Below are 19,438 nucleotides of genomic sequence, written 5' to 3'. Positions count from 1 at the left end.
AAAATTCATGCATCAACCATGGAAGTTATTGTTGTCATTAGAGACGCGTTAACTCTCGCCGGTCCACATCCCCCATGAACACACGCCGTCGATTCGAGTGTCTTGGGGGGCCTGTTGGACGACCTGGTCAGCGACTTCATCGCCGAGAGCCGCGAGGGCCTGGAGGCGCTCGACAGCGAACTCGTGCGGTTCGAGCAGAGCCCGAACGATCCCGAGACACTGGGCGGCATCTTCCGTCTCGTGCACACGATCAAGGGAACGTGCGGCTTCCTGGGCCTCATGCGCCTGCAGACGGTGGCGCACGCCGCCGAGAACGTCCTGGGCGCCTTCCGTGACGGCGATCTCGCCGTCACGCCCGACGCCGTCTCCACCATCCTCGAGGCGGTCGACCTCATCCGCACCCTGATCGACGGCCTCGCCGCCACGGGGGCCGAGCCGGCCGGGGACGACGCCGACCTGATCGCGCGCCTTGAAGCCGTTCTCACGCCGGCCGCCCCGGCGGCCGAAGCGCTCACGCCTCAACCGGACGATTCCGCCGAGACGGCGTCCGAGGCGCCGCAGCGGCCGCTGATCGAACGCATCGGCAACGACTCCACCCTGGACGCCGCTGTCGAGGGCGCGATCTGCGTGCTCGCGTCCGACGAGCGCGTCGCCGCCCACTTCGGCATCGACCAGCGCGACGCGATGCACGCCGCGCTACGGGACACCCTGGCCATCCATTCGCGCAAGCCCGAGGCCGTCGGCGACTTCCAGGCGGTCTTCGAAAAGGACCCCGCCGCCGCCGAGGTCGTGTTCGACGCCATCGCGCGGGCGCTGCACGAACTGGACGTGGACGGCGCGGCGATCGACATGCTCCGGCAGCGCGCGCTTCCCGCCGCGGCCGCCGTCGACCCGCAGGAGTCCGCGCCGGCCCCGCAGCCGGAGCCGGCCGCCCCGCCGGAGCCCGCGCCCGTGACCGTGGCCGAGGAAACCCCCGCGGCGATCGATCCCGAGCCTGAAGCCGCGCCCGTGGCGACGCCTCCCGCCGTTACGGCCACGGCTCCGGCCCCGGCCACGCCGGCTCAGGCCGGCGCCGCCGCCGTCCCCGCCGCCGCGCCGGATGGCGGCGTGCCGCAGACCATCCGCGTCACCGTCGACGCGCTCGAGCATCTGATGACCGTGGTGAGCGAGCTGGTGCTCATCCGTAACCAGCTGATCCAGACCCTGCGGACCCAGCCGGAAAGCCCGTTCGCCGCCCCGCTCAATCGTCTCAACCAGGTGACCAGCGAGCTGCAGGAAGGCGTGATGACCACGCGCATGCAGCCCATCAGCGGCGCCTGGGCGAAGCTGCCGCGGCTGGTGCGCGATCTGGCGCACGACCTGGGCAAGAGCATCGACCTGGCGATGTACGGCCAGGAGACCGAGCTCGACCGGCAGGTCCTGGAGATGATCCGCGACCCGCTGACGCACATGATCCGCAACGCCGCGGACCACGGGCTGGAGCGGCCGGAGGAACGCCGCGCCGCCGGCAAGTCGGAAACCGGCCGGATCACCCTGCAGGCCCGCCACGAAGGCGGCGCCATCCTCATCGAGGTGGCGGACGACGGGCGCGGGCTTCCCGCCGAGCGGATCCGCGCCAAGGCGGTCTCGTCCGGCCTGATCACCACGGCCCAGGCCGAGCAGCTCAGCGACTCCGACGCGCGGCAGCTCATCTTCCTCCCCGGCTTCTCCACCGCCGCCGAGGTCACGAGCGTGTCCGGCCGCGGGGTCGGCATGGACGTCGTGCGCACCAACATCGAGAAGATCGGCGGCACGATCGAGGTGACGTCGGCCGAGGGCGAGGGCACGCGGTTCCTGATCCGCATCCCGCTCACGCTGACCATCGTGTCGGCGCTGATCGTCGAGTGCTGCGGCGAGCGTTTCGCCCTGCCGCAGTCGTCCGTCGTGGAGCTGGTGAGCGCCAGCGGCGCCAGCGGACGCGCGGTCGAGTACGTGGACGGCGCGGCCGTCCTGCGCCTCCGCGACCGTCTCCTGCCGCTCGTCTCGCTGCAGCAGCTCCTGCAGCTGGAGCCGTCGGACGAGCCGTCGGCGGAAACCTGCATCGTCGTCGCCAAGGTGGGCGGCTTCACCTTCGGCGTGATCGTCGACCGCGTCTTCGACACCGAGGAGATCGTGGTGAAGCCGGTGGCCACGGTCCTGCGGCATCTCAAGCTCTACTCGGGCGCGACCATCCTCGGCGACGGCTCGGTCATCCTGATCCTCGACCTCAAGGGCGTGTCGGTGGAGGCCGGCGCCTCGCAGGCTTCGGCCAGCCAGGCCGCGGAGATCGAGAGCGCGGATGCGCGCCGCGAGGAGCGGACGGCGATGCTGGTGTTCCGCGCCTCGGACGAGGCGCTGAAGGCGACGCCGCTGTCGCTCGTCTCGCGCATCGAGGAGCTTTCGCCCAGCCAGATCGAGAAGGTCGATGGCCGCACGGTCATCCAGTATCGCGGCCGCCTGATGCCCATCGTCGGGACGAATGCGGCGCCTGCCGAGACGTGGGATACCGACGAGGCGCGGCCGCTGCTGGTCTTCGCCCGCGGCGAGCGCGCCGTGGGCCTCCTGGCGCACGAGATCGTCGACATCGTCGAGAGCACCGTGAGGACGGACCTGGAGTCCGTGGGCCAGGCCGCGTCGGGCAGCCTGATCATCGAGGGCGCCGCGACCGAGCTCATCGACGTAGACCACTACTGGCGTCGCGCCCTGAACGAGGGCGACCTCGCCCCCGCCGCCGCGCCGGCCGCGCCTGTGGCTCCGCGCGCCGAAGCGGCGCCGGCCCAGAAGGCGCCGGCGGGCGCGCGCCGGCTGCTCGTCATCGACGGCAGCGCCTTCGCCCAGCTCCTGCTGGCCCCGCTGCTGGGCCAGGCGGGCTACGAGGTGAAGGTCGCGTCGGATCCGGAAGCCGCCATGGCGCTGTACGACGCCGGCGAGACCTTCCAGCTCATCATGGCCGACACGTCCAACCCCGCGGAGGCCCGCGCCTTCGCCGGAGCCTTCGCGCGCGCCGAGGCGTGGCACCGGACGCCGCTGCTCAGCCTGTCGCTCGAGAACGGCCTGCAGACCAAGCAGCGCGCCAGCCTGCTCGACGCCGTCTCCGAAGCCCTTGGTGAACTGAAAGGCGCCGCATGAATCCGTCGACCGACGCCAGTCATTCCAACGCGACCGAACCCGAAGGGCTCGTCTCGATCCGGGTCGGCGAGCAGACGTTCGGCGTTCCCGTCCTGAAGGTGCAGGACGTGATCGCCCAGACCGCGATCAACCGCGTGCCGATGGGTCCGCCCGAGGTCGCCGGTTCGCTCAACCTGCGCGGCCGCATCGTCACGGCGATCGACATGCGCCGCCGTCTCCGGATGGCCGACCGCGCCCCCGGCGACAGCTTCATGAGCGTGATCGTCGAGCGGACGGGCGAACTCTACGCCCTGATCGTCGACGACGTGGGCGACGTGCTCTGGCTGGCGCCCACCGAGCACGAACCCACGCCGGTCACGCTGTCGGCTCACTGGCGCTCGGTCTGCTCCGGCCTCTACCGGCTGGAGGGCGAGCTGCTGCTGGTGGTCGACGTCGACCAGCTCCTCAATCTCGGGTCGGTCGCCCATGCGGCCTGACCCCTGCACCCGGCGACCCCGCCTCGTTTCCCGTCCCAACCCGCGCCAATACCGCCTGACGGCGGCCTAGAAGGAAGATGACCATGTCCCGATCTGCGGCAGCCCGCGCGATCACCCCCGACGAGCCCGAGTTCGACCTGCCGGCGGCCATCCGCACGGCCGTCGACGGCGCCACCTCCGCGGTGATGATGATCGACCTCGATTTCAACATCACCTACGTGAACCAGGCCACGCGCGACCTGATCGTCAACAACGCCGCGGCCTTCCGCGCGGCGTATCCGACGCTGGACGTGAACAACATCATCGGCGCCAACATCGACGGGTTCCACAAGAACCCGGCGCATCAGCGCCGGCTCCTGGCCCAGCCGCTGGCCGCGCCGCACAAGGCCGAGATCACGATCGGCGAGCTGCGCTTCGCCCTGAACATCAGCTCGGTGATCGACGAGTCCGGCGCGTACGTGGGCAACGTGCTGGAGTGGGCCAACGTCACCGAGCAGCGCCGCGCCAGCGGGATGCTTTCGGCCATCGACAAGTCGCAGGCGGTCATCGAGTTCAACCTCGACGGCACGATCCTGAACGCCAACGAGAACTTCCTGAACGCCCTCGGCTACTCGCTGTCCGAGATCCAGGGTCAGCATCACCGGATGTTCGTCGACCCGGCGGAGGCCAGCGCCCCGGCCTACCGCGCGTTTTGGGAGAAGCTGGGCCGCGGCGAGTTCGACGCCGCCGTCTACAAGCGCATCGCCAAGGGCGGCCGCGAGATCTGGATCCAGGCCAGCTACAACCCGGTGCTGGACGGCAACGGCAAGCCCTTCCGCGTCGTGAAGTACGCCACCGACATCACCGAACAGCGGATGCAGACGGCCGACTTCGAGGGCCAGATCGACGCCATCAGCAAGGCGATGGCCGTGATCGAGTTCAGCCTCGAGGGCAAGATCCAGAACGCAAACCCCAACTTCCTCGCCACGGTCGGCTACTCGATCGACGAAATCCGCGGCCAGCACCACAGCATGTTCGTCAGCCCCGACGAGCGCCAGACGTCCGAATATCGCGGGATGTGGGACCGCCTGGCGCACGGTGAACTGGTCAGCGGCAAGTTCCAGCGCTTCGGCAAGGGCGGGAAGGAGATCTGGCTGCAGGCCAGCTACAACCCGATCCTCGACCTGAACGGCCGCCCCTACAAGGTCGTGAAGTACGCCACCGACATCACCGAGATCACCGAGCAGCGCCGCGCCGCCGAGCGTGTCCGCGAGGTGGCCGAGATCGTGTCGTCGGCGGCCGCCGAGATGCGCGCCACCGCCGAGTCGATGTCGCAGACCGCGCAGGAAGCCTCGGACCAGGCGACGTCCGTGTCCAACGCCGCCCAGGTGGCGTCCACGAACGTCCAGACGGTGTCGGCCGCGGGCGAGGAGCTGTCGGCGTCGATCGCCGAGATCGCCCGCCAGGTCGCCGAGTCCACCAACATCACCCAGCAGGCGGTGGCCGAGACCGACAAGACCAGCGCGGCGATCCAGTCCCTGGCCGAGGCGGCGCAGAAGATCGGCAACGTGGTCACGCTGATCAACAACATCGCCGGCCAGACCAAGCTGCTGGCGCTGAACGCGACCATCGAGGCGGCCCGCGCCGGCGACGCCGGCAAGGGCTTCGCGGTGGTGGCCTCGGAGGTGAAGAGCCTCTCGGACCAGACCGCCAAGGCCACCCACGAGATTTCGTCGGAAGTGGCGGCGATGCAGCAGGCGACGGCCACCTCGGTGACCGCGATCCACGGCATCGCCGAGACCATCGGCAAGGTGGCCGAGATCGCCTCGGCGATTGCGAGCGCCGTCGAGGAGCAGTCGGCGGCCACGGGCGAGATCTCGTCCAACGTCGTGGAAGCGGCGGAAAGCACCCGCGAGGTGTCGTCGAACATCGAGCGGCTGCGCGAAGGCGTGGTCCAGACCGGCGAGGCCTCGGCCGAGCTGCTGGCCGCGTCGGACGAGCTGGCCGCCCAGGCGGTCACGCTCACCAGCCAGGTGGACACGCTGCTGAAGTAGGACTTCGGGTTCCGGCGCCCCTCGGGGCGCCCGGCGTCAGGAAGGGGGTCGGCCCGTCAAGGGCCGGCCCCTTTTCGCGTCGGCCCGTTCCTGCGTCAGGCGAAGTCGCGAGACAGTTCGGCGCGCGTGGCGGGCGACAGCCCGGCGAGGTGGCTGTAGCGCTCGTGGCCGCAGCCCACGAGGATCTCCGTGGCCGGGTCGCGGAAGCGGGCGATGTGTTCGGGCTTCAGCGGGAAGCGCAGGAAGTGGACCGAGCTGGTCTTGCCGTCCTCGCGGGTGCGCTCGACGTCGCCCTCGGGCACGCCGGCGATCCGTTCGCCGCCGACCTGCAGGAAGAAGCAGTCCTCGACGCCGCCGAGCCGCGACAGGATCGTCTGGCGGCGCAGCGGGTCGTCGATCTCGAACATGACCGTGGCGACCAGCTCGGACCCCTGAGGGATGAGCGGATTGTAGGCGGCCAGCTCGTCCGGCGCCTGCTCGGCCCCGCCCTTCTCGATCAGGAGCATCTCCTGGATCTGGAAGAGCATGGTGTCGAAGCACTCGAAGTAGAACGTGCAGTGCGGGCCGAGCTCGATCCGGCGCAGCCGCTTCACCGGCAGGAGCTCGCTCCGCCAGGCCTTGCGGCGCTGGGCGAACTCGGCGTCGGGCAACAGATCCTGAAGCGTGACCCTGCGTTCCGAAATCGGCATCACATCACTCCGTACGCGCGCGCCATGACCTCGATCGGGTGCGCCTCGACCGGGGCCGGCGTCTCGACCTTGGTGTCGTCCGCGATCAGCTGAACCATGTGCTTGCAGGCGAGGGGGCAGTCCGAGCAGAGGGTCTCGTTGCCCTTGGCGATCACCTGCCGGGCGGCGGGGCGGCCCACCTTGTTGGCGACCTCATGGGTGCCCTTCATCACGCCGAACGTGCCGCCATGGCCCGAGCAGCGCTCGACGATGTCGACCTTCAGGCCGGGGATCAGCTTCAGCATCTCCACCGACTTGGCGCCCATGTTCTGGGCGCGCGCATGGCAGGCGTGGTGGACGGTGACGCCGCCGCTCTGCGGTTGGATGCCCTCGGCGAGGCCATAGGCCTTGGAGAGCTCCACCACGTACTCGCAGATGTCCTTGGTCGCCCGCGAGAGGTGCGCCACGTCCTTATTCTCGGGCAACATCAGCGGCCATTCGAACTTCATCATCAGGCCGCACGACGCGGTGAGCGCCACCACGTCCCAGCCGTCGGCGACCAGGGGTGCGAAGACCTTCGACACCCGCTCGGCCGCGCCGGCGACGGTCTTGAGGTCGCCGGCCTCGAGCTGGGGCATCCGGCAGCACTCGGGGTAGACCAGCTTCACCTCGCAGCCCTGGTGCGCCAGCACCCGGGCGGCGGCCACGGCCGTGTCGGGCTTGTTGTAGTCGACGAAGCAGGTCGCGTAGATCGCCACCTTGCGCTTGCCGAAGGCGGGCCCGTTCGGGTTGGGCGCCATGGGCCCCTTCAGCCGGTCGCTCGCCGTCTTGCTGACATACCTCGGCAGCTCGGCCTCGGCGTCGATGTGGGCGATGGACTCCAGCAGCTTGCGGAGCGGCGTGTTGCTGCGCGCGCTGGCCCAGTTGGCGATGGGCGCGACCGGCTTGGCCAGCTTGCCGTTGCGGTCGGTCTCGCCCAGCTGCTCGCGCACCCACTCCTTGTGGCCCTCCCGCCGCTTGGCGGCCCGGTAGCGCAGGATCAGGTGCGGAATGTCGATGTCGAACGGGTGCGGCGGGACGTAGGGGCACTTCGTCAGGAAGCACATGTCGCAGAGGGTGCAGGCCTCCGCGATGTGCGCGTGCTCCTTGGGCCCGATGCCGTCGATCTCGCCCGTCGGGCCCTCGTCGATGGCGTCGAACATGCGCGGGAAGCTGTCGCACAGGTTGAAGCAGCGCCGGCACGTGTGACAGACGTCGAACTGCCGCTGCAGTTCGGCGTGGACCTTCTCAAGGTCGTAGTAGTCCGGGTCCTGCCAGGCGATCGGCCGGCGGAACGGCGCATCGAGGCTGCCCTCGCGCGGAGGCCCGCCGGACGCCTCGGGTGCGGTGCGGTCTTCGCTCAAGCCTCAGCCCTCGAAACACAGTGTCATCCCGGCCTGGCGCGGCCGGGATGACACGCCTTGGAACGGATCAGTCCAGAGTGTCGAGCGCGCGCTGGAAGCGGCCGGCGTGGCTCTTCTCGGCCTTGGCGAGGGTCTCGAACCAGTCGGCGATCTCGTCGAAGCCTTCCTCGCGCGCCGTGCGCGCCATGCCCGGGTACATGTCGGTGTACTCGTGCGTCTCGCCGGCGATGGCGGCCTTCAGATTGTCGGCGGTGCCGCCGATCGGCAGACCCGTGGCGGGATCGCCGACGCCTTCCATGAACTCCAGGTGCCCGTGCGCGTGGCCGGTCTCGCCTTCCGCCGTCGAGCGGAACACGGCGGCGACGTCGTTGTAGCCTTCCACGTCGGCCTTCTGCGCGAAGTAGAGGTAGCGGCGGTTCGCCTGGCTCTCGCCGGCGAAGGCGGCCTTGAGGTTCTCGATCGTCTTGCTGCTCGCGAGCGACATTTGTTCATCTCCCTGAACGTCAGGCGGGACTATGACCCTGCGGCGCGCGGGATCAACATGATTGGTTCTATGCCGCCCATCGACGCGATCTATGGAGCCGTATCTCGGCTTCGGGGTTCCTCGCCGGGTAGCGAGGAGTTCCTGCAATGGCTGACAACAAGATCCAGGGTGAAGGCGACTACGTCTCGGGCAAGAAGTACCAGGAGATGCAGCACGACTTCGCCGAGAACGGTCCTGTCGAGGAGAAGGCCCGCGAGGCCGAGGCCGCCCTCGACGGTCCGGAAGGCGAAGACCTCGAGAAGGCCCGTCGCGAGACCGGCGAAGGCCGGACGGCCTAAGGCGTAGGCGCGGCCCGGGCCTTTTCGATCCGGGCCAGGATGCCGGCCTGCTCTTCCGCAGGCTTGGCCGCCCACCAGGCGCGCACGGCGTCCACCCTCAGCGGCGTGACCCACCGCTGGTAGCGGGCCAGTTGCGGCTGCGGGAAGCGGTTGTCCGCGCCGCGAAGGTGGCGATCGAAGAACGCGCGCACGAAGTCGTTCTGCGCCCCGACCATCACCGTCGCCGGCGCGGAGCCGAACAGCGGGTCGCGCACAGGACGGCGTACGAACAGCGAGAAGTCCGACAGCCCCAGGTGCTGCGAGCCCTTCAGCTGGACGCGGTACACATCGGCGCGCCGTCCGGCCGTGGCGAACGGCTCGTAGCTGAACTCGTTGAAGCTCCGCGGCTGGACGGGCGGCGGCGCGCCCACGCGCTTGCTGATGTTGGCCACGTCGGAGTGGAACATCAGGAACGGCGCAGGCACGTCGGCGGCGAAGGCCGCGAAGGGGAAGTCCCCGCCGTCCAGGTTCACGCCGGCCGCGCACCGGCGGTCGCGCATGCACACCGTGCCGGTGGTGGCGCCGCCGAACGACATGCCCATCTCGCCGACGCGGGACAGGTCGGCGGCGGCCAGGATCTCGCGGATCGCCGGCGGCGCGGCGCCGCGCTGAAGCTGGTCGTGCACGAAGATGCGGTCAGCCGCCCAGATCTCGCCGCTGCGGGCCAGCCGGTCGTTCTGGCCGGACAGCGCCATCTCGCGGAGCGCCAGGTAGCCTTCCAGCCGCTCGTCGAGCGTGGCGCCTCCGATGGCCTGGTTCTGCGCCCTGGCGACCGGGCCGTCGGTCTCCTGCGCCATGTCGGCGAGCTTCGGATCTGCCGGCGCCACGTCCCCGTTCGGGAACACGGTCGAGGACGAGTCGTAGGTGTGCTGGACCGAGACGACGACGTAGCCGTGGCTCGCCAGCTCCTCCATCAGCACCGTGTTCTGGGACAGGAACGAGGTGTAGCCATGGCTGTAGAAGACCACGGGCAGTCCTGTCGCGCCGGCCAGCAGCGGCGCCGCCTCGTACGAATTGGTCCGCACGTGCTTCACGTAGGTGAAGAACGGACCGAAACCGACCAGCTCGCCCAGCGTCCGCGCCGTCGTATCCGCCTCGGCCTCGGAAAAGTACCGGCGCGGCTTGAGCCCGGCCACCGATCCCGCCGGGTACCAGACCCGGACCAGCAGGCGGCGCAGTTCCTCGGGCCTGGCCGCGATGAGGCCCGGGCGGGCGGCGTCGACCAGCTCGAAGCTCCGCACGCCGACCGGATGGCGGCCGGACGGCTTGGGGAGCGGATCGACCGGGAACAGCACGATCGCCGCCACGGCGACGGCCGCGAGGATGCCGAACAGCGGGCCGGAAACGTAGGGCCGGCCCTCGCGCCGGGGGGCGCGGCGCAGCCGGTTGATCCCCAGCACCAGCAGGAACACCACACCCACGGCGGCGCCGACGCCATTCTGCCAGCGGTCGTCGATCAGCCCGTAGAGGCCCAGCAGCACGACAAGCGCGGCGAGGGTCCACAGGATGGCCAGGCGCCCCGGCAGCGGGCGGAACCACCAGGCCAGGACGAACGCGACCAGCGCGCCGATCAGCGCCAGATCCACATGGGTCATGCTTCGCCCTCCCGCGCGTCATCCGACACGGTCTGAGCACCCGCTGCAACGCCCTTGGTCAGGCGGGGGCGCGCAGATTGCGGAAGGTGATCGAGAAGCGGTGCGCCTTGGCCTCCGGAAGGCTGTGCTCCCAGGTCCATCTCGCCTCGCCGCCGAGCAGGTAGGCCGAGCGCGGAGCGAGGGGGGCGTTCAGCCGCTCGAACCGCGATCCCACCCGGCGGCGGAAGCGCATGACCGCCGCCGCGTTCAGCGACACGCCGACGACCTTGTCGAACTGCGGCCGGTCCCGATGCCAGCCGATGGGCGCGCCTTCGCGATACTCGTTGATCAGCACGTGCACGAAGTCGTCGGCGGGCGCGCCCGCGAAGGCCGCCGCGCGGTCGCGCAGCGGCAAGAGCCAATCGGGCAGGGGCGACGCCTCGACCAGGGCGCCCGCGCCGCTGAACTCGTAGCGCCACCCAAACGACACAACGCGTCGCCGCGCCTCGTAGCCCTGAAACTGGAACGGCTGGAAGTCGAGCTCGCCCAGGCGCGCGAGTAGTCCGGCTTCCTCGTCTTGCGTGACGAATGCGGGGCGGTAGGCGAAGCCTGGAGGGCCCTGCGGCGGCAGGTCGAACAGGTCGGCGGCCATGGTCCATCCCGTGCCCGGAAACGACGGCGGCGGGAAGGATGATCCTTCCCGCCGCCGCAACGTCGGACTGGTCGTCGGGCCCTTAGTACATGGGCCGCTGGTCGTTATAGCCGTAGCGGCGACGGTCGTCGTCGCGGCGGGCCATGCGGACGCTGTGCTGCAGGTTGTCCAGCCGCTGCATCAGGTCGTTGGCTTCCCAGCGGGACAGGCCGTTGTAGCGATAGCGGGCCTCGAGCCGGGCGATGGCGTTGAACTCCATCTTCAGCCGGTACGCCTCGCGCCGGGTCAGCTGGCCGGTGGCCTCGCCGCGGTCGATGCGGTGCATCAGCATGTCCTGGCGCTCGTCGAGCGAGCGTGCGGAGCCCCAGCCGTAGGGTTGCGCCGTGGCGGCGCCGGCGGTCAGCGCCGTGGCGACGGCGAGGGGAAGGATCAGGGTCTTCATCGTGTTCTCTCCTCAAAGGCGTGGGATGTGTCGGTCCCTCGTCTTGCGGCGGCGGCCAGAGCGTCTTGACGCCGATGGCCTCCGACGGTTTGCGAAAACCCGGTTCGGCTGGTTTGGTTCACGCCAGATCACGCAGGCGTGAAAGGAGCGGTCGTCGTGAAGATGCTCGTCGCAGCCCTCGCGGCGCTGGTCCTGGCGGCCTGCCAGAGCGTGCCCTCTGACCGCGGGATCGACGTCATCTACGTGCCCACGCCGCAGTCGACGGTGTCCGCCATGCTTGAGCTGGGCGAGGTGCGCGCGGGCGACGTGGTCTACGACCTGGGCTCCGGCGACGGGCGGATCCCGATCGAGGCGGCGCGGCGGTTCGGCGCGCGCGGCCTGGGGGTCGAGCTGAGCGCCGAGCGGGTGCGCGAGGCCCGCGCCAACGCCCGGGCCGCGGGCGTCGGCCATCTGGTCGAGTTCCGGCGGCAGGACCTGTTCGCGACGGACCTGTCGGAGGCGACGGTGGTCACGCTCTACCTGCTGCCCGACCTGAACCTGCGCCTGCGGCCGAAGCTGCTGGCGCTGAAGCCGGGCACGCGGATCGTCAGCCACGCCTGGGACATGGGCGACTGGCGGCCGGAGGCCACCCGGGAGATGGCCGACGGCTCGGAGATCTACCTCTGGCGCGTGCCCGAGCGCCCTACGCCCTAGCCCAACCGCGCGATGGCCTCGGCCACGGCCTTCGGCCGCTCCAGGGTGACCATGTGGCCGGCTTCGGGGATCGAGACCAGCTCGGCGCCGGCGATGCCCTTCTTGAAGCCATGGGCGTAGACCGGCGGGATCAGCCGGTCGGAGTCGCCCCAGACGATGACCGTCTTCGCGCGGATGCGGTGCATCCGGCCGGACAGCCCGCGCTCAGGGATGGGGAACAGGATGCGCCCCGCCATGCCGAGCTGCCGGGCGTTGGTCACCAGGTAGGTCTGCAGGAAGTTGGGGTCGGTCACGTTCCGCCCCGCGGTCAGCATCGCCGCGCCGGCTTCCGCGTCGTGGAACAGGAGCGCCGGCATCTCGTAGGGCATGGTGGCGAAGAGGTCGGCGATGGGGTGGTCGTCGTCCCAGAGGCCGGCGGGGGCGATCAGGGCCAGCCGCGAGACGTCGTTGGGCTGCACCGCCGCCATCTCGGCCGCGATCATGCCGCCCATGGAGTGGCCCACCAGGATCGGGTCCTTCAGGCCCAGGGCCTGGACCACGTCCCAGGTGTGGAGCGTGAAATCCAGCATGTCGCGGATCTCGGGCGCCTCCTCCGAGTCGCCGTAGCCGGGGACCAGCGGAGCGTAGACGCGATGGCTCTTCGCCAGCTCGGCCAGCAGCGGATCCTCGGCCGCGATCCCCCCCGCGCCATGCAGGTAGACGAGGTCGGGGCCGGCGCCGCCGACCAGGTAGCGGACCGGCGCGTAGTGGGTCTGGACGGTCTTCAGTTCGAACATCTGGCGCTCCCTCACTCGGCCGGGATCGGCGCGCGCGCCGGGGCGGCCGGCAGGTCGCCGGCGGTGGCGATCTTCGACAGCGGCTTGCACCAGAAGCGGTCGTCGTCCGCATAGTCCGGGAACATGTTCCGCAGGTGCGGCATCACCTTCTCGGCGAACAGCCTCGTCGAGTACATGCACTTGTCGGCCGGCATGTTCCCCACGTGCATGAGGCAGAAGATGTTGCCCACGTGCAGGCCCTTGATCAGGTCCTCCATCCGCTGGCGCACCGTCTCGGGCGAGCCCGCGATCACGTGGCCCTGCTCGGTCAGCTCCTCCCAGGAGAGCTGGGAATAGCCGCCCACGGGCGGGGCGTATTGTGACAGCGCGCCGGTCTGGATGGTCTTGATGGTGCGGTAGCCGGGCGCGTCCGCGAAGCCCGGATAGACGTGCAGGCAGCGGTTGTAGAAATAGCTGACGTGCTCCTCGTACAGCTTCTTGGCCTCGGCGTCGGTCTCGGCCACGCAGATCGTCTGGGCGAAGCCGGCCCGGTAGGGGCTCTTGTCGGGCGCGCCGCGCTCCTCGACCCGGTTCCAGTAGCCCTGCATCAGCGCCTTGGCGCGCAGGTAGCCCGAGAAGCTGAGGTAGGAGTAGCTGTAGGTGTTGTCGATGCAGAAGTCGTAGGTCTCGACCGAGCCGCCGCCCGGGATATGCACCGGCGGATGCGGCTGCTGGATCGGCCGCGGCCAGATGTTCACGTGGCGCAGCTTGTTGTAGCGGCCGTTGAAGGCGAACGGGTCGCGCTCGGTCCAGGCCTTGATGATCAGGTCGTGCGCCTCGTTGTACTTCTCGCGCGTCAGGCTGGGGATCTGGCCGTAGCAGTAGTTGGTGTCCATCGAGGTGCCGACCGGGAAGCCGGCCACCAGGCGCCCGCCCGAGATGCAGTCCAGCATCGCGAACTCCTCGGCCACCCGGACCGGCGGATTGTAGAGCGCGATGGAATTGCCCAGCACCACAATGGCCGGCTCCTTCGTGCGGCGCGCCAGGCCGGCGGCGATGATGTTGGGCGACGGCATGATGCCGTAGCCGTTCTGGTGGTGCTCATTGACCCCGATGCCGTCGAAGCCCAGCGTGCCGGCGTACTCCAGGAGGTCCATGTAGGTGTTGTAGACCTCATGGCTCTTCACGGGATCGAACAGGCGCTGGTCGATGTCGACCCAGACGGACCGGTGGGTCTCCCGGAAATCGTCCGGCAGATACGGCCACGGCATCAGGTTGAACCATGTGAACTTCATGGGCGCGTCTCCCTGCAGCTCGCATCTGTTCTTGGGCGCCGTCCCGGTGACCGGCCGGCTGGAGCTGTCTGATCGACGATAACCGAAGGCGGGCAGGCGCCAAGCGGCGATCGCTCGTCATAGGTACGATCTATTCCAAATGACGGAACGATCGATTGGATTTTAGGCGCGCGGGCGCCTATCTCTGCCGTCACTGGAAGGAAGTCCCGATGCGCCTCGCCGCCAAGACCGTCAGCTGGTCGGTCGTCCACATGACCGTCGCCATCGCGGTGGCCTACGCGCTGACGCGCAACTGGCAGGCGGCGCTGGCCGTCGGCCTGATCGAGCCGGTGTTCCAGACCATCGCCTACGCGCTGCACGAGCGCGCCTGGCGGCCCCGCGCCGTGCCTGTCCGGGTCGGCGCCCACCCCCATTCCCGTTGAGGAGGACGAACGCCATGGAAACCCAGGACAAGGTCGCGGGCGAGCTGTCGAAGCTGCTGGCCGACACCTACGCCGTCTACCTCAAGACCCACGGCTACCACTGGAACGTCCGCGGCATGAACTTCCATGCGCTGCACGGCATGTTCATGGAGCAGTACACCGAGATGTGGACCGCCATCGACCTGGTGGCCGAGCGGATCCGCGCGCTGGGCCAGCTGGCGCCGCAGGGCTACGCCGCCTTCGCCCGGCTGTCGTCGATCAAGGACGGCGACCCGCACCAGGACGCCGCCGGCATGCTGCGCGAGCTGGTCGCCGACCACGAGGCGCTGATCGCCGCCGCCAAGGCCGCCCGCGAGGGCGCCGACGACGTCACCGCCGCGGTCATCGACGCCCGCATCGACGCACACCAGAAACACGCCTGGATGCTGCGCGCGACGCTGGGCTGAGGGCCGCGCGCCGCAGGCGCCGTTTGGCTTGAACCGCAAACCATCGCCAACCATCGCGAACGTGTTCGCGACGTGCAGGGGTGTTCCGTATAATTCCGCGTGTTCCGCGGTTCTTGTGGGCGCTTCGCGCCTATGGCGCCGGCTCACGCCGAGCGGGTCGGGCAGGTGCGCCAGCGGGCGATGGGCTTCAGGCCGAAGGCGCGTGTGATCGACCACGAATGAACACGAAGAACACGAATGGTCGCGGGGCGGCCCGGGCCCCATTATTCGTGTGCATTCGTGTTCATTCTTGGTGCGCATGAGCGACGGCTGCGCAGTCGCGGGCGCGGCTCGATTGAACCGCGAACCATCGCCAACCATCGCGAACAGCGTCCATGAGGCGTCGGCGGGGCCGCTCGGGCTGGTTGGCGTGGGTTCGCGATGGTTTGCGGTTCTCTTCCCGGCCTGGTTGGCGGCGGCCGCCAGGTCGCGCTTCAGCCGCGCCTTCAGAGCCGGGGTCCCCCTCCCGCCGCCGCGGCCGCGACGCATTCCCGTGCAGAATTTGCGGCGAAATCGCGGCGGAGCTGGAACATCGCTCGCTGGCTCTGGTTGGAGCTACGTCAACCTTTTGACGTGTGGAAGCCCCTTCATGAAAAAGCTCCTCTTCGCTGCCGCGGCCACCTTGGTGCTGGCCGGGAGCGCGCACGCGGCCGGCGTCACTCCGACGCTGGACGCGGTCACGCCCTCCGGATCCAACTTCGAGTTCCTCTACAACCTCACGCTCGACAGCGACGCCGGCGTCCGCCCCGGCGACGGGCTGATCATCTACGACTTCGCCGGCTTCGTCGGCTTCGGCGCACTGCCGAACCCGTTCATCGAGGCGACGACCGAGTTCACGAGCACGGTGTCCACCGATCCCGACGCGTTCCAGCCGGTGCCCGGCTTCACCGACGATCCGACCGTGGAGAACCTCGTGTTCACATGGACGGGTCCGCTGACGTTCACGCAGGGCGAACACCCGCCCATCCAGTTCTTCCTGTCCGCGATCTCCACATTCTCGGGGGTCCGGTCGGACGGCTTCACCAGCCTCACCGTGAAGAACAACGGCGCGACCGCCGGGCAATCGCTGTACGCACAAGGGGCTGTCGGCGTGCCGGCGAGCGCCGCGATCCCCGAGCCCGCCTCCTGGGCCCTGATGATCATCGGCTTCGGTGGGCTGGGCGCCATGCTGCGCCGGCGCAACAGCCGCGCGGCCGCCCTCACGCCGGCCTGACGGCCGAAGAGGCGTCGCGGCGCGGAGCGCGCAAGCTGAATCGCCTCCACGACGCTTGCAGCAGACGACAGGGCGGCCCGCCGCGCACCCGCCGGTGGGCCGCCTTCGCGTCTGCAGGACCTCTGCCGATCGCGGCGTCGCCGAAGCGGCGGCCAGGGGCGCGCGCCGGCTCGACCTGACCGCCGATGTCGGGCATGGCGGGTGACCCCGTGACGGACGCCGACACCGGCGCGACGCTGCGCGCCGTGCCCGGCCCAGAGCGGGGTGGGAGCATGGCGAAATGTCGACGGTCGAACTCCGCAAGGTCGAGACGGCCTACCAGGGCTACCTGACGCTGCTGGTGGCCACGCTGGCCGGGCCGGACGGGACGACCTTCCGGCGCGAGATCGAGCACCACGGCCGGGCGGCCTGCGTGCTGCCCTACGATCCGGAGCGGCGGACGGCGCTGATGGTGAACCTGCCGCGGGCGCCGGTGATCTGGGCGGGCGGCACGCCGGCGCTCCTGGAGGCGCCGGCGGGGATGGTCGACAACGAGGACGCCGAGGACACCGCCGTCCGCGAGGCGCTGGAGGAGTGCGGGGTGCGTCTGGGGCGGCTGGAGGCCGTGGGGTCGCCGTTCTCGACGCCCGGCGTGTCGTCCGAGCGGATCGACCTGTTCCTGGCCGAGTACCGGGCCGCAGACCGCGTGGCCGCCGGCGGCGGGGTCGAGGGCGAGAACGAGCTGATCGCCGTGGAGGAGGTCCCGCTGTCGCTGCTCTGGACCTGGGTGGAGCAGCGCCGGATCGAGGACCTGAAGTCGCTGGCGCTGATCCTGGCCCTGCGGGTGCGGCGGCCCGAGCTGTTCGGCTAGCAGCAGCCTTGCCGTATGAGTGCTAACATATTGGAATCTTGAAACTTTTGTTCAGAATCGTGCGTACTGTCAGGGTGTGCGGCCCCGCCCGTGCGGCGTGGCCCCTGCGGTCCAACGCGTGCGAGGTGGAACTGAATGAAAGCGTCGCCCGAATTCCGGAAGCAGCTGGCCGGCTATGGCCTGACGACGGCCGAGATCCTGTACCGGCTGCCCGACCATCCTTCGCTCCTGCAGAGCTACATCTGGCAGGATTACGACATCTTCCCGGAGTTCCCCACGCTGCGGAAGTTCCTGGACTTCTGGCATCGCACCCTGGAGGGGCCGCTGTTCAAGGTGACGGTGGGCCACTGCAAGCTGATCAAGCCGGCGGAGCTGCGGGCCGTCGGGGCGGACTTCCGGCTGAACTAGACAGGACGCGGGTCTGCGTAGACTGATGCGGGCGTGATCCGCCGCGCCGTGCTTCTCCTCGCCCTGCTCCTGGCCGCCTGCCAGGGTGAGCCCCAGCGGGCGGCCTGCCCGGCCGGCAAGGTCTGCCTGGAGTACGGCAACAACTCCGAGCCGCAGACGCTCGACCCGCAGAAGGCCAACCTGCTCGACGAGGCCGCGATCATCGGCGACCTTATGATGGGGCTGACCACCGACAGCCCGGACGCCAAGCCGATCCCGGGCGCGGCCGAGCGCTGGACGACCAGCGCCGACGGCCTCACCTGGACCTTCCACCTGCGCCCGGCGCGCTGGTCGGACGGGCGGCCCGTGACCGCGGACGACTTCGTGTTCGGCCTGCGGCGCACGCTCGATCCGAAGACGGCCTCCATCTACGCCTACCTGCTCTACGTGATCGAGAACGGCCAGGCGGTGAACGAGGGCAAGGCGCCGCTCACCGCGCTCGGCGTCCGCGCGCCCGATCCCCGCACGGTGGAGATCCGGCTGGCGCATCCAGCGCCCTATCTGCCCGAACTGCTCAAGCACCAGAGCTTCTTCCCCGCGCCGCGGCACGTGGTGGAGCGGTACGGCGACGGCTGGGTGCAGCCGGGGCGCTATGTGGGCAACGGGCCGTTCCGGCTGACGGGATGGCGGCTGGGCGACCGGATCTCGGTGGAGAAGAACCCCTACTTCTGGGACGCCGCCAATGTCTGCCTCGACCGAGTGAACTACTATCCGACGCCCGACGTGGTCTCGGCCGAGCGGCGGGTGGCGCGCGGCGAGCTGGACCTGAACACCCGCTTCCAGTCGAACCGCTACGAGCGGCTGCAGAAGACCATGCCGGGCGTGGCCCGCACCGGGGTCTCGCTGGCCACGGCCTACCTGTCGTTCAACACCCGCGACGTGGCGGCCTTCCGCGACGTCCGCGTGCGCCGGGCGCTGTCGATGGCGGTGGACCGCGACTTCATCACCGCGAAGCTGCTGCGCGCGGGGCAGCAGCCGGCCTACGCCTTCACGCCGCCGATCACCGCAGGCTACGTGGGCGCGGGCGAGGGGCCCAGGTTGCGCTGGGCGGGCCTGCCGTTCGCCGAGCGGCAGGCGCAGGCGCGGCGGCTGCTGGCCGAGGCGGGCTACACCGCGGCGCGGCCGCTGAAGCTCACCATCACCACGCCCAACAACACCGACACACTCCTGCTGATGGAGGCGGTGCAGGCCGACTGGCGGGCGATCGGCGTCGAACCCCGGATCGAGCAGAACGAGGCGGGCGTCGCGTTCGCCGCCTACCGCAACCGCGCCTTCGAGATCGGCTCGATGAGCTGGTACGGCGACTTCAACGATCCCGTGACCTTCCTGGGGCTCTTCAAGAGCGACACCGGGGCGCAGAACTACGGGGACTACAAGAACCCGGCCTACGACGCGCTACTCGCCGCGGCCGACCAGGAGCCGGACCTCGCCGCACGGGCGCGCATCCTCGCCCGCGCCGAGCAGCTGATGCTGGACGAGGAGGCCATGATCCCGGTCTACTTCGTGGTGAACCGCAACCTGGTGAGCCGCCGGGTCACGGGCTGGGTGGACAACGCCCCCAACTTCCACCGCACCCGCTGGCTCTGCCTGAAGCCTCAGCGATAGACGTAGCGGCAGCGCTTCTTCTTGGCGTTCGACTTGGCGATCTGGTGGCCGGCCACCGCGCCGACGCCGGCGCCCAGCAGCGTGCCCTCCGTGCGCGCGCCGTTGCCGGCCAGCTGGTTGCCCAGGACGCCGCCGGCCACCGCGCCGATCACCGTGCCCTTGTTGGCGGACTTCTTGACGCTCTTGCAGACGAGCACCCGCTTGGCCGCCTCGGCCGGGGCGGGAACGGCCGCCAGCGAAAGTCCGACGGCGCCGAACACCGCGGCGGCGAGAATCCTGTTGCGCATCGTGGCCTCCTTCGAGCTTGGCGCGCCTCGCGGTTCGAGGCGGGTCACCTAACTCCCAAGGCAGCGCCGGGTTTCAGGCGGGGGTGTGACGCAGCTTGGCCACAAGCATGGCGTCGGGCCCGTGTTCGCG

At 69.8% G+C, this 19,438-nt stretch carries 19 protein-coding genes and 1 pseudogene; 11 read left to right on the top strand and 9 right to left on the bottom strand.

Going from position 1 to position 19,438, the window contains the following annotated elements; all coding sequences use genetic code 11:
* The first annotated feature begins 114 nt into the window (after positions 1–114).
* The 3 genes from AC2D8W_RS10410 (at position 115) to AC2D8W_RS10400 (ending at position 5,656) form a co-directional block, all read left to right on the top strand.
* On the top strand, positions 115–3,147 hold the full coding sequence (locus AC2D8W_RS10410; RefSeq protein WP_484671484.1) for a hybrid sensor histidine kinase/response regulator: 3,033 nt from the start codon (positions 115–117) through the stop codon (positions 3,145–3,147).
* The gene (locus tag AC2D8W_RS10405) at positions 3,144–3,623 is read left to right on the top strand and encodes a chemotaxis protein CheW (RefSeq protein WP_293482403.1); all 480 of its coding nucleotides are present in this window, start codon (positions 3,144–3,146) and stop codon (positions 3,621–3,623) included. The genes AC2D8W_RS10410 and AC2D8W_RS10405 overlap by 4 nt, the downstream gene beginning before the upstream one ends.
* An 83-nt stretch (positions 3,624–3,706) precedes the next feature.
* A complete protein-coding gene (locus AC2D8W_RS10400; protein WP_484671483.1) occupies positions 3,707–5,656 on the top strand; it encodes a methyl-accepting chemotaxis protein in 1,950 nt (649 codons plus the stop codon).
* 95 nt (positions 5,657–5,751) lie between these two features.
* Here the strand turns inward: AC2D8W_RS10400 and AC2D8W_RS10395 are convergent, their stop codons facing one another.
* From AC2D8W_RS10395 to AC2D8W_RS10385, 3 genes are all read right to left on the bottom strand, one after another.
* A complete protein-coding gene (locus tag AC2D8W_RS10395; RefSeq protein WP_293482284.1) occupies positions 5,752–6,345 on the bottom strand; it encodes a DUF3501 family protein in 594 nt (197 codons plus the stop codon).
* The gene (locus AC2D8W_RS10390; RefSeq protein ID WP_484671482.1) at positions 6,345–7,727 is read right to left on the bottom strand and encodes a (Fe-S)-binding protein; all 1,383 of its coding nucleotides are present in this window, start codon (positions 7,725–7,727) and stop codon (positions 6,345–6,347) included. Before AC2D8W_RS10390 ends, AC2D8W_RS10395 begins: the two co-directional genes overlap by 1 nt.
* Positions 7,728–7,794: 67 nt before the next feature.
* Complete coding sequence (locus tag AC2D8W_RS10385; RefSeq protein WP_293482286.1) at positions 7,795–8,211, bottom strand: rubrerythrin family protein; 417 nt, start codon at positions 8,209–8,211, stop codon at positions 7,795–7,797.
* Between the two features lie 146 nt (positions 8,212–8,357).
* Between AC2D8W_RS10385 and AC2D8W_RS10380 the strand changes: the two genes are divergently transcribed.
* Positions 8,358–8,549, top strand: a complete 192-nt coding sequence (locus AC2D8W_RS10380) for a hypothetical protein (protein ID WP_484671481.1) — start codon at positions 8,358–8,360, stop codon at positions 8,547–8,549.
* Here AC2D8W_RS10380 and AC2D8W_RS10375 read toward each other — a convergent pair.
* From AC2D8W_RS10375 to AC2D8W_RS10365, 3 genes are all read right to left on the bottom strand, one after another.
* The gene (locus AC2D8W_RS10375) at positions 8,546–10,183 is read right to left on the bottom strand and encodes an alpha/beta hydrolase family protein (RefSeq protein WP_484671480.1); all 1,638 of its coding nucleotides are present in this window, start codon (positions 10,181–10,183) and stop codon (positions 8,546–8,548) included. The genes AC2D8W_RS10380 and AC2D8W_RS10375 overlap by 4 nt on opposite strands.
* Before the next feature lie 58 nt (positions 10,184–10,241).
* Entirely contained in the window at positions 10,242–10,814 is a 573-nt protein-coding gene (locus AC2D8W_RS10370) for an alpha-ketoglutarate-dependent dioxygenase AlkB (protein WP_484671479.1), read from the bottom strand.
* Between the two features lie 82 nt (positions 10,815–10,896).
* Positions 10,897–11,256, bottom strand: coding sequence for a hypothetical protein (locus AC2D8W_RS10365; protein WP_484671478.1), 360 nt, complete (start codon positions 11,254–11,256; stop codon positions 10,897–10,899).
* A gap of 162 nt (positions 11,257–11,418) precedes the next feature.
* Here AC2D8W_RS10365 and AC2D8W_RS10360 point away from each other — a divergent pair, with 162 nt between their 5' ends.
* Positions 11,419–11,949, top strand: coding sequence for an SAM-dependent methyltransferase (locus AC2D8W_RS10360; RefSeq protein WP_484671839.1), 531 nt, complete (start codon positions 11,419–11,421; stop codon positions 11,947–11,949).
* Here AC2D8W_RS10360 and AC2D8W_RS10355 read toward each other — a convergent pair.
* Positions 11,946–12,725 carry an alpha/beta fold hydrolase gene (locus AC2D8W_RS10355; RefSeq protein WP_484671477.1) on the bottom strand — a complete coding sequence of 260 codons (780 nt, stop codon included), beginning with the start codon at positions 12,723–12,725 and terminating at the stop codon, positions 11,946–11,948. The two genes, AC2D8W_RS10360 and AC2D8W_RS10355, sit on opposite strands and share 4 nt — an antisense overlap.
* A gap of 11 nt (positions 12,726–12,736) precedes the next feature.
* Positions 12,737–13,999: an LLM class flavin-dependent oxidoreductase gene (locus AC2D8W_RS10350; RefSeq protein ID WP_484671476.1), complete on the bottom strand. Its 1,263-nt coding sequence runs from the start codon at positions 13,997–13,999 to the stop codon at positions 12,737–12,739.
* A 209-nt stretch (positions 14,000–14,208) separates the two neighbouring features.
* Between AC2D8W_RS10350 and AC2D8W_RS10345 the strand changes: the two genes are divergently transcribed.
* The 6 genes and pseudogenes from AC2D8W_RS10345 (at position 14,209) to AC2D8W_RS10320 (ending at position 19,021) form a co-directional block, all read left to right on the top strand.
* A complete protein-coding gene (locus AC2D8W_RS10345) occupies positions 14,209–14,421 on the top strand; it encodes a DUF2061 domain-containing protein (RefSeq protein WP_484671475.1) in 213 nt (70 codons plus the stop codon).
* A 14-nt stretch (positions 14,422–14,435) separates the two neighbouring features.
* Entirely contained in the window at positions 14,436–14,867 is a 432-nt protein-coding gene (locus AC2D8W_RS10340; RefSeq protein WP_293483270.1) for a Dps family protein, read from the top strand.
* A 1,138-nt stretch (positions 14,868–16,005) separates the two neighbouring features.
* A pseudogene (locus AC2D8W_RS10335) lies at positions 16,006–16,119 on the top strand (PEPxxWA-CTERM sorting domain-containing protein); the annotation flags it as partial.
* Positions 16,120–16,399: 280 nt separating this feature from the next.
* A complete protein-coding gene (locus AC2D8W_RS10330; protein ID WP_484671474.1) occupies positions 16,400–16,969 on the top strand; it encodes an NUDIX domain-containing protein in 570 nt (189 codons plus the stop codon).
* A gap of 135 nt (positions 16,970–17,104) precedes the next feature.
* Positions 17,105–17,377, top strand: coding sequence for an usg protein (locus AC2D8W_RS10325; protein WP_293483263.1), 273 nt, complete (start codon positions 17,105–17,107; stop codon positions 17,375–17,377).
* A 33-nt stretch (positions 17,378–17,410) separates the two neighbouring features.
* Entirely contained in the window at positions 17,411–19,021 is a 1,611-nt protein-coding gene (locus AC2D8W_RS10320) for a peptide ABC transporter substrate-binding protein (RefSeq protein ID WP_484671473.1), read from the top strand.
* Here AC2D8W_RS10320 and AC2D8W_RS10315 read toward each other — a convergent pair.
* Positions 19,012–19,308, bottom strand: a complete 297-nt coding sequence (locus AC2D8W_RS10315) for a glycine zipper 2TM domain-containing protein (RefSeq protein ID WP_484671472.1) — start codon at positions 19,306–19,308, stop codon at positions 19,012–19,014. The two genes, AC2D8W_RS10320 and AC2D8W_RS10315, sit on opposite strands and share 10 nt — an antisense overlap.
* Between the last annotated feature and the right edge of the window lie 130 nt (positions 19,309–19,438).

Source organism: Phenylobacterium sp. T106, assembly GCF_057219735.1.
Note: the sequence above shows the minus strand (reverse complement) of the source record. Positions and strands in the feature narration are given on the sequence as shown.